The 8,296-nt window shown below is 71.7% G+C and carries 7 protein-coding genes; 4 read left to right on the forward strand and 3 right to left on the reverse strand.

From position 1 onward, the window contains the following. Positions 1-200: 200 nt before the first annotated feature. The 3 genes from QMK34_RS45965 to QMK34_RS45975 are packed head-to-tail and all read right to left on the reverse strand — an operon-like array spanning position 201 to position 4,789. Complete coding sequence (locus QMK34_RS45965) at positions 201-1,298, reverse strand: glycosyltransferase family 4 protein (RefSeq protein ID WP_326421241.1); 1,098 nt, start codon at positions 1,296-1,298, stop codon at positions 201-203. Then, a complete protein-coding gene (locus tag QMK34_RS45970; protein WP_326421242.1) occupies positions 1,291-3,807 on the reverse strand; it encodes a glycosyltransferase in 2,517 nt (838 codons plus the stop codon). Before QMK34_RS45970 ends, QMK34_RS45965 begins: the two co-directional genes overlap by 8 nt. Before the next feature lie 34 nt (positions 3,808-3,841). Continuing rightward, positions 3,842-4,789, reverse strand: coding sequence for a glycosyltransferase family 2 protein (locus QMK34_RS45975; RefSeq protein WP_326421251.1), 948 nt, complete (start codon positions 4,787-4,789; stop codon positions 3,842-3,844). On the opposite strand from QMK34_RS45975, the gene QMK34_RS45980 reads away from it, so the two are divergent. The 4 genes from QMK34_RS45980 to QMK34_RS45995 all read left to right on the forward strand — a co-directional run. Further along, complete coding sequence (locus tag QMK34_RS45980) at positions 4,788-5,861, forward strand: glycosyltransferase family 4 protein (protein WP_326421244.1); 1,074 nt, start codon at positions 4,788-4,790, stop codon at positions 5,859-5,861. The two genes, QMK34_RS45975 and QMK34_RS45980, sit on opposite strands and share 2 nt — an antisense overlap. A gap of 54 nt (positions 5,862-5,915) precedes the next feature. Further along, positions 5,916-7,067 carry a glycosyltransferase family 4 protein gene (locus tag QMK34_RS45985; RefSeq protein ID WP_326421245.1) on the forward strand — a complete coding sequence of 384 codons (1,152 nt, stop codon included), beginning with the start codon at positions 5,916-5,918 and terminating at the stop codon, positions 7,065-7,067. Between the two features lie 255 nt (positions 7,068-7,322). After that, complete coding sequence (locus tag QMK34_RS45990) at positions 7,323-7,652, forward strand: hypothetical protein (protein WP_326421247.1); 330 nt, start codon at positions 7,323-7,325, stop codon at positions 7,650-7,652. 36 nt (positions 7,653-7,688) lie between these two features. Continuing rightward, positions 7,689-8,296, forward strand: a 608-nt coding sequence (locus QMK34_RS45995) for a glycosyltransferase family 2 protein (protein ID WP_326421249.1), incomplete at its 3' end; no start/stop codon positions are given.

Below are 8,296 nucleotides of genomic sequence, written 5' to 3' on the forward strand. Positions count from 1 at the left end.
CGCGACGGCAGGTCGCCCCCCTTCAAGCAAAACCCGCACTGACGCTGGGTGCCGGGGCGGCCTGGCGGCGCGAGTTTGTGAGCGCGCTGGCCAAAAAACACAGGCTCCTAGCCACACCTCAGGACGCAACCAGACAAGTCCCTGAAGGCCACCATGACGGCGTTTAACGCCGTCATGGTGGCCTTCAGGGACCACCCCGCTCAGCTATAGGTGCGAAGGGTGTGGGCGCGGTGGTAAGCGGCGATGGTCGCTCGGGTGCACTCACGCCAGGTGTACGTCGTGGCGTGGGCCCGGCGGGCGGCGGAGGTCGCGACCGCGTGCGGGTCGGAAACGGCTGTGCGCAAGCCTTCTGTGAGAGCTTCGACGTCGCCGTAAGGCACCAGGCCCGCACACCCGCCCGCGGTTTCGCGCAGGGCGGGGATGTCCGAGCAGACCACCGGCACATCGCACGCCATGGCCTCCAGCACGGGCAGCCCGAACCCCTCATCCCGTGACGGCAACACGAGCGCCTTGGCGCCGGCCACCACCTCACGAAGGTCCACTTCGGACAGATAGCCGAGGTGGGTGGATCGCTCGGTGAGCGGGAACGGGCCGGGTCCGACGAACACCAGCGGCGGCAGGTCGGTGCCCGCCGTGTGCGCCTGAAGGAGCCACTCGAGCCCCTTACGCGGCCCGGCGGCCCCCACGAAAAGCAGGTACTCCGAAGGCAAGCCCAAACGCTCCCGCCGTTCCTTCTCCGGTGGGCGCGCGTTGAACCACGCGAGGTCGACGCCCAGCGGGGTCACCTCGATCTTGGCCCGGTCGACGTCGAGCCGCTGTGCCACGGCGTCGGCGACGGCCGCGGTCGGCGTGCAGATGATGTCCGCGCTCTCGGCGCCCCGCCGCACCAGCCGTGGCAGTTCGTGGTCGCTGGGAGCCAGCTCGTCGGGCGCGTCGAGGAACGCCAGGTCGTGGATCGTCACCACGCCCGCCGCGCGGAACCGGCCCGGTAGCACGAAGTTGGTGCCGTGCACGACATCGGTGGACCCGGCGAAAAGCTCCACCGGCGGGAACTGTGACCGCAACCAGGTCTTGCGCAGCAGCCGCGCGGCCACGGGCATTCCCCGAGGCTCAACGCCATGTGGCAGCACCTGGCGCAGCTTTCGCCAGCCCCGCAAGGTGAACGCGACCGCGCGAGTGTCCACATCGGACATCGCGGCGAGCTCTTCGAGGATGGACGCGGTGTAGCGGCCGATGCCCGTCCTGGCGCCGAGCAGGGGAGTGCCGTCGAGCAGCACGCGCAACGGCCGGTCAGCCACGGTTCAGCCGCTCTTTGGCCACTTTGAGCACCCGGCCGCCGACGCGCCGCACGAGTTCCTTCGGGCCGCCGTCGGCGAGGTACTCCCGGACCAGGTCGACGTCGCGCCGCACCATTTCCCGGCCCCGCACCGGCGGCGTGACCACCAGGTCGGCCGTGCCGGGGAGCCGGTCGGCCGCGGGCCGCGGGTCACGGCAGAACTCGACCAGCGGCTTCAGCGCCGTCGGCCACGTGTACCGCTGGGCCACCACGGCGATCCGCTCGACGCACCCGGCGGCGAACTCCTCGTCGTACAAGGACTTCTCGAGCGCCGCGGCGAGCGCGTCCGCGTCCTCGGCCGGGACCACGACGCCCAGCTTCTCCTCGCGCACGAGGTCGGCGAACGCGTCGCCGTCGGTGGTGACGATCGGCAGCCCGGCCCACAGGTAGTCGAGCACCCTGGTCCGGAAGGCGAAGGTCGTTTCGACGTGCTCGAAATGCGTGGTGACGCCGCAGTTCGCGTCCAGCAGCCAGTTCTGCCGGTCGCCGAACGGGACCCAGTGCTCGTTGAAGAACACGTGCTTGTCCGTCAGGCCCAGCGAATCCGCCAGCCGGATCGTCCGCGCGCCGATGTCCATCTCGGCGACCTCGGGGTTCGGGTGCTTCATGCCGAGGAACACGAGCCGGACGTCGCCGCGCCGCTGCCGCAGCTTTTCGATCGCGCGGACCAGCGTCAGCGGGTCGAACCAGCTGTACACCCCGCCCGCCCAGAGCACGACGTGGTCGGTGTCGCCGATGCCGTCGAGGGTGGCTCGCAGGCCGGGCCCGGTGCGGACCGGGGCCTCTGTGGACAGTCCGAAAGGGACGACCGCGAGCAGTGATTGGGTGGTCGGGTCGGCGTCGTAGAGCCGGGGCGTCAGCCGCCCCATCGCGGCCAGGTGACCCAGCCAGAAGTGGCGCTGACGCTCGGAAGCGCACAGGAAGAAGTCGCCGCGCTCCAGCTGCGCGTCGAGCACCTTGGTGACGCCGATCAGGTCGAGGGCGCGCTGGTCGTCCGCGGCGCCCTTGCCCTGTTCGAGCAGCTCCAGGTGCATCGGGTCGTACAGGTCCGCGACGACGATCTTGGTCGAATGCTCCTTCTTCAGCACCGGCGCGAGTTCGAGGACGTGGCCCTGCAGGATCACGATGTCGGCCCAGGCGATCGGCGCTTCCAGCTCGCGCCGGGTCGCCGCGCTGATCCGGAACGGCGCCGGCAGCGGCGCGGCCAGCGGGTTCGTGGTGACCAGGTGGACGTCGTGCTCGTTCGCCAGCGTCGCGGAGATGTTCCACGCGCGGATCGCCGGGCCCGCCATGCGTTCGGTGATCGCGTCGCCGGTGATGACCAGGATCTTGCGGCGCTGCCCGAAGACGCGCTCGATGCCGAACGCGGTGACCAGGATCTCGTGCGCGTCGAGATAGCGCGGCAGCGGGTACGCGGGCTCCAAAGCCTTGCGCAGCAAGGGAATCAGGTCGGCGTCGGTGCGGACACGAGCTTCCTGCTCGACCGCGCGGGACTCCGCCAGCGAGGGCAGCAGCTCGACGAACTGGTCGATCGCCAGCATTCCCGCCAGCGTGGTCCGCGGGATGGCCACCGGCCCGGTCTCGACCGGGCCGACGCCCTTTTCGAGGTCGAGCTGGGTCGCGTCGAGGTCACCGCGCGCCGTCGCCCGGCGCACGGCCAGCGCCAGCGCGGCGGGCAGGGCGCGGGCCAGCGTCTCGTCGGACAGGTTCTTGTACATCGCGGCCAGCGCGTTGCGCTCCAGCAGGAACGTCTCGCGGCCGGTGTCCGGCGCGTCCACGGCGGCCATGGTCGCGTGGTGGCGGTGATACGCCAGCGACTCGGGCACGTACCGGACGCGCCACCCGCGCAGGTTCAGCCGCCAGCCGAGGTCGACGTCCTCGTAGAACATGAAGAACCGCTCGTCGAAGCCGCCCAGCTCGGCGAACACCCCGGCGCGGACGAACATCGCCGAGCCGGTGGCGAACAGGACGTCCTTGCCCACCTCGTGCTCGGCGGCCGGGACGTCGGCCAGCGGACTGCCCGCGTGGCGCTTGTAGCCCATGCCGAACCAGGTGAGCCCGCCGTCGACGAAGTCGGTCCCGGTGCCCTCCCAGTCGACGACCTTGCTCGCGACCGCGGCGACCGTCGGCTGCGCGCGCAGCTCCGCGACCGCGGCGCTCGCCCAGGCGGGGTCTGGGCGGGCGTCGTTGTTGAGGAAGGCCAGCACGGTCCCGTTCGCGTGCCGGGCGCCGAGGTTGCAGCCACCGGCGAACCCGGTGTTGTCCGGCGACTCGATCAGGGTGACCTCGGGCACGGCGGCCTTGATCCGGGCCGCGTCATCGCCGCCGGAGCCGTTTTCGACGCACACGATCTCGAAGTTCGGGTAGTCGAGTTCCGTGGTGAGCGCGCGCAGGCAGGTGATGGTGTCCTCGGCGCCGCGGTAGTTCACCACGATCACGGAGACGAGTGGCTGTGTTTCCCCCTGCGGCAAGACGGCTCCCTCATGTCTGGATTGTGCGGGTAGCTTAATTGCCAGCCCAGGCTTCCCAGACCGCGCCTCGGCCCAGCGTCGAGCGCCGGGTGATCGCGGCGCGGGCGAGCAACGTCGCCGGTAGCCGGGCGGCCACCGCGGCGAGCACCCCGGCACGCAGGCCGAGCCGGAAATTCGCGGCCTCCGGTTTCCCGCGGAGGGGGAGAACGGCGGTGAGCACGGCGAACTTCGCGAGCTCCCGCGCCGCGACCGGGCCGGGGGCGCAGCGCAGCAGCGTCAGCAGGCGGTTGCGCTCGTTCCAGCGGTGGAACAGCGGCGAGCCGGGGTTCGTGCTCGCCCCGTGCAGGTGCGTGACCTGGGCTTTTTCGACGCTGACGACGTCCCAGCCCGCCAGCCGCAGCCGCCACGCGGTGTCGGTGTCCTCGTAGTAGCAGAAATACGAAGCCGGGACGCCGCCCACGGCACGCAGCGCGTCGGTCCGCAGCAGCGCCGCGCCGCCGCAGAAGCCGAAGACGTCCGGGGTGGGTTCGGTGAGGTCGGCGCCGTGGCCGTCGGCGGTCAGCCGGACCCCGGTGGACTGCACGGAGCCGTCCGGCCGCGTCAGCCGGGCGCTCGCGGCGGCGGCCAGCGGGGCCGCGTCGAGGGCGTCTTCCAGCGCGGCGAGCCAGCCGGGTCCAGGCGCGGCGTCGTCGTTCAGCCAGGCCATCCGCGGGGTGGTCACCTCGGCGAGCGCCGCCGACATCGCGCCCGCGTACCCGGTGTTGCGAGGCAGGCGGAGGACCCGCGGCGCGGACGGGTGCGCGGCGAGCAGCCGCGCGGTGGCGTCGTCGGCGGCGTTGTCCACCACGAGAGTCCGATGTGGACGGTCCTGGGCGGCGAGGGCGTCGAGGCAGTCGGTGAGGTGCCCGGCGCCCCGCCAGGTCACCACGACCACGGTGGTGCCGGACTCGGCGGTTTCCACGTGCCCGACAATAGAGCCCATGCCCGAACTGGTCGTCATCGCCGAGCAGCTGCTCGCGCCCGTCCCCGGCGGGACCGGCCGGTACACCGGTGAGCTGCTGCGCGCGCTGGCCGCGTCCGCGCCGCCCGGCTGGACCGTGTCGAGCGTCGTGGCCAGGCATTCCGACGTCTCCGCGGCTGAGATCGAGGGCGTCGGCGAGCCGAAGGTGCTGCCGTTGCCGCCACGGGCGCTCGTCGCGGCTTGGCAGCTGGGCCTGCCGTGGTGGCCCGGCGGCGACGCGGTGCACGCGACGACCCCGCTCGCCCCGGCTCGGGCGCCGCGCGGGCGGACGCTGTCGGTGACCGTGCACGACACCGTCCCGTGGACGCATCCGCACACCCTCACCCCGCGCGGGGTGAGCTGGCACCAGGCGATGATCAGCCGTGCGGCGCGGCACGCGGACGCGCTGGTGGTGCCCACCCGCGCGGTCGCCGACGACCTTGCCGAGCTGGTGAAGCCGGTCGCGCCGCTGCACGTGATCCCGCACGGCGTCCGCGCGCCGGAGGCCTACGAGGAGCTGGACCTGCCGGACCGGTACATCCTGGCCATCGGCACCCTCGAGCCGCGCAAGGGCGTCTGTGTCCTGGTCGACGCGGTGAACCGGTTCGACGCGCCGCCGCTGGTCTTCGCCGGGCCGCCGGGCTGGGGCGGGATCGATCCGCTGCGCCTGGCGCGCGAGCGCGGGCTGGCCGACGGGCAGGTGCGCGTACTCGGGAAGCTCACCGACGCCCAGCTCGCGGCGACGTTGCGGAACGCGAGCGTGCTGGCGGTCCCGAGCCTCGCGGAGGGATTCGGGCTGCCGCTGCTCGAGGCGATGGCGGCCGGGGTGCCGGTCGTGCACTCGGATGCGCCCGCGCTGGCCGAGGTCGCCGGGGGAGCGGGCGTCATGGTTCCGCGCGGCGACGCCGCCGCGCTCGCTTCGGCGTTGAAGGAGGTCGTGATATCACCCGATCGAGTGAACACTTTGCGGGCGGCAGGTCTTGCGCGGGCGGCGGAGTTCTCCTGGGAGCGCGCCGCGAGGGCCGTTTGGGCACTTCACCTGCGACGGGAGTGAACCAGTTTGCTGGTTCTTGACCATCGGCCGGGCTCCCGGTCGTACCCTGCAGGGGTGACCGGTGAACCTCGCGTACTGCTCGACGCGACCGCTGTCCCCGCGGACAGGGGCGGGGTCGGCCGGTATGTCGACTCCCTGGTCGCGGCGCTGGACGCCGACGGCGCGAAGCTCACCGTGGTCTGCCAGCCGAGGGACATCCCGCTCTACGACCGGCTCGCCCGGTCGTCCCGGATCGTGCCTGCCTCGCCGTCGACCTCCACCAGGACGGCCCGCCTGACCTGGGAACAAGCGACCCTGCCGCGCCTCGCCCGCAGGCTCGCCGCGGACGTCGTCCACTCGCCGCACTACACGATGCCACTGGCCAGTTCGGCCGCGTCCGTCGTCACGCTGCATGACGCGACCTTCTTCACCGACGCCGTCCTTCACTCGTCCGTGAAGGCCCGGTTCTTCCGAGCGTGGACGTCGACCGCGCTGCGTCGCGCTTCACTGTGCGTGGTGCCGAGCGTGGCGACGGCCCAGGAGCTCGCCAAGGTCGCCCCGGGCCGCGCGGCCGAGGTCGAGATCATTCACCACGGCGTCGACTCCGAGCGCTTCCACCCGCCTTCCCCGGACGAGATCGCCGCCGCGCGCGCCGCCGTCGGGCTTGGCAGCACCCCGTACGTCGCGTTCCTCGGCGCGCTGGAACCGCGCAAGAACGTGCCCGCGTTGATCCGCGGCTTCGCCCGCGCGGTCGCCAACCGCCCGAACCCGCCCGCGCTCGTGCTGGCCGGTCAGCCCGGCTGGGATTCGCAGGTGGAGCGGGCCCTCGACGCGGTGCCTCACCGGCTGCGTGTCATCCGCGCCGGTTATCTGCCCTTCGGCACGCTCGCCGGGTTCCTGGGCGGCTCGGAGCTCGTCGCGTACCCGAGTCTCGGTGAGGGTTTCGGGCTGCCGGTGCTGGAGGCGATGGCCTGCGGCGCCTGCGTGGTGACCACGCGGCGGCTCTCGCTGCCCGAGGTCGGCGGCGACGCTGTCGCCTACTGCGGCGTCGGCGCGGGTGATGTCGCGGCGGCGATTTCGGAGCTGCTCGACGACCCGTCGCGGCGTGCGGTCCTCGCGGCCGCGGCGCAGCGGCGGGCGAAGGAGTTTTCCTGGGCCACCACCGCGGAGCGGCATCGCGAGGCTTACGGCAAAGCCTGGACGCGCCACCTCAGCCGCGCCGCCTGACGCGGGTGGTCGGCTGTGTTCGGTATCCTTGACCTCACAAGGCCCCTGTGGGGCTGAGTGTCGAAGCCCGTGACGGTCGTCTCGCGGGCTTTCGCTGTTTGCGTAGCCGTGCTCCCTGGGGAGGGAAATGCTTTGGACTACCTGGCTGTGCTCCTTTGCCCGATCGTGGGTTTCGGGATCCCCTCGCTGATCTTTTGGCTCTGGCTGGTTCAACGGCGAAAGAGTGATCGTGAGGCGACGCGACAGTGGTACGTCATGAAGGAGCTCGCAGCGCGGACGCCGAACAGTGCCATCGCGCAGGTCCGGACCGTCTACCAGCGGGCGAGACGGGGAACCAAGGCGGTGATCGTCTGGCAGGAGACCCGCTACGCGCAGGATTCCTGGTTCAAAGGCGTCTTTCCCGCGGCGGGCAGCACAGTGTTGCTGCGTGGATCGACAGGCTGGGGCCCGCACAACCGCAACCCCCACGTGTTCTACATCAACCCGGGCGACCTGTTGTTTCTGCTCCGGCCTGGCACGTCGGCCGCCAGGCGTCGACATGAAAAGCGAGTTGCTCGTGCTGCGCCGAGTCGTCCGCAGGGGTAGCGGGGTCGCGCTGGGTGACGGGTGGACAATGACCGCGTGACCGATCACCCCAGCTACGGCGACGGGCTCGCCGTCGTGACCGTGACCTATTTCTCCGGCGACACCCTGGAGCGCATGCTCGACACGCTCGGGAAGGCGACCGATCGGGACGTCGGAGTCGTCGTCGTCGACAACGACTCCACCGATGGCGCGCCGGAGAAGGCCGCCAAGCGTGACAACGTGACGCTGCTCAGCCTCGGCGAGAACGTCGGCTTCGGCACGGCCGCGAACCGCGGGGTCGCCGAGCTCGACGACAGTGTCGGCTGGGTGGCCGTGGTGAACCCGGACGCCGAGTGGGAGCCCGGTTCGCTCGACGCGCTGCTCGCGGCGGCCGGGCGGTGGCCGCGCGGCGGGGCGTTCGGGCCGCTGATCCACGATCTCGACGGCACCGTCTACCCCTCGGCGCGGCTGCTGCCGTCGTTCGGCCGGGGGATCGGGCACGCGGTGTTCGCCAAGGTCTGGCCGGGAAACCCGTGGACCCGGGAGTACCGGCAGGAGAAGGCCACCCCGGTCGAGCGTGTCTCCGGCTGGCTTTCCGGCTCCTGTCAGCTGTTCCGGCGTGAGGCGTTCGACTCCGTGAACGGCTTCGACCCGCGGTACTTCAT

This window comes from Amycolatopsis sp. H20-H5 (assembly GCF_035828755.1).
Taxonomy (GTDB): Bacteria; Actinomycetota; Actinomycetes; order Mycobacteriales; family Pseudonocardiaceae; genus Amycolatopsis.

Bases quoted from the DNA above. Each gene is read 5' to 3' on its own strand.
- QMK34_RS45980 (WP_326421244.1), top strand. From the start codon at position 4,788: ATGCCCGAACTGGTCGTCATCGCCGAGCAGCTGCTCGCGCCCGTCCCC.
- QMK34_RS45975 (WP_326421251.1), bottom strand. From the start codon at position 4,789: ATGGGCTCTATTGTCGGGCACGTGGAAACCGCCGAGTCCGGCACCACC.
- QMK34_RS45990 (WP_326421247.1), top strand. From the start codon at position 7,323: ATGAAGGAGCTCGCAGCGCGGACGCCGAACAGTGCCATCGCGCAGGTC.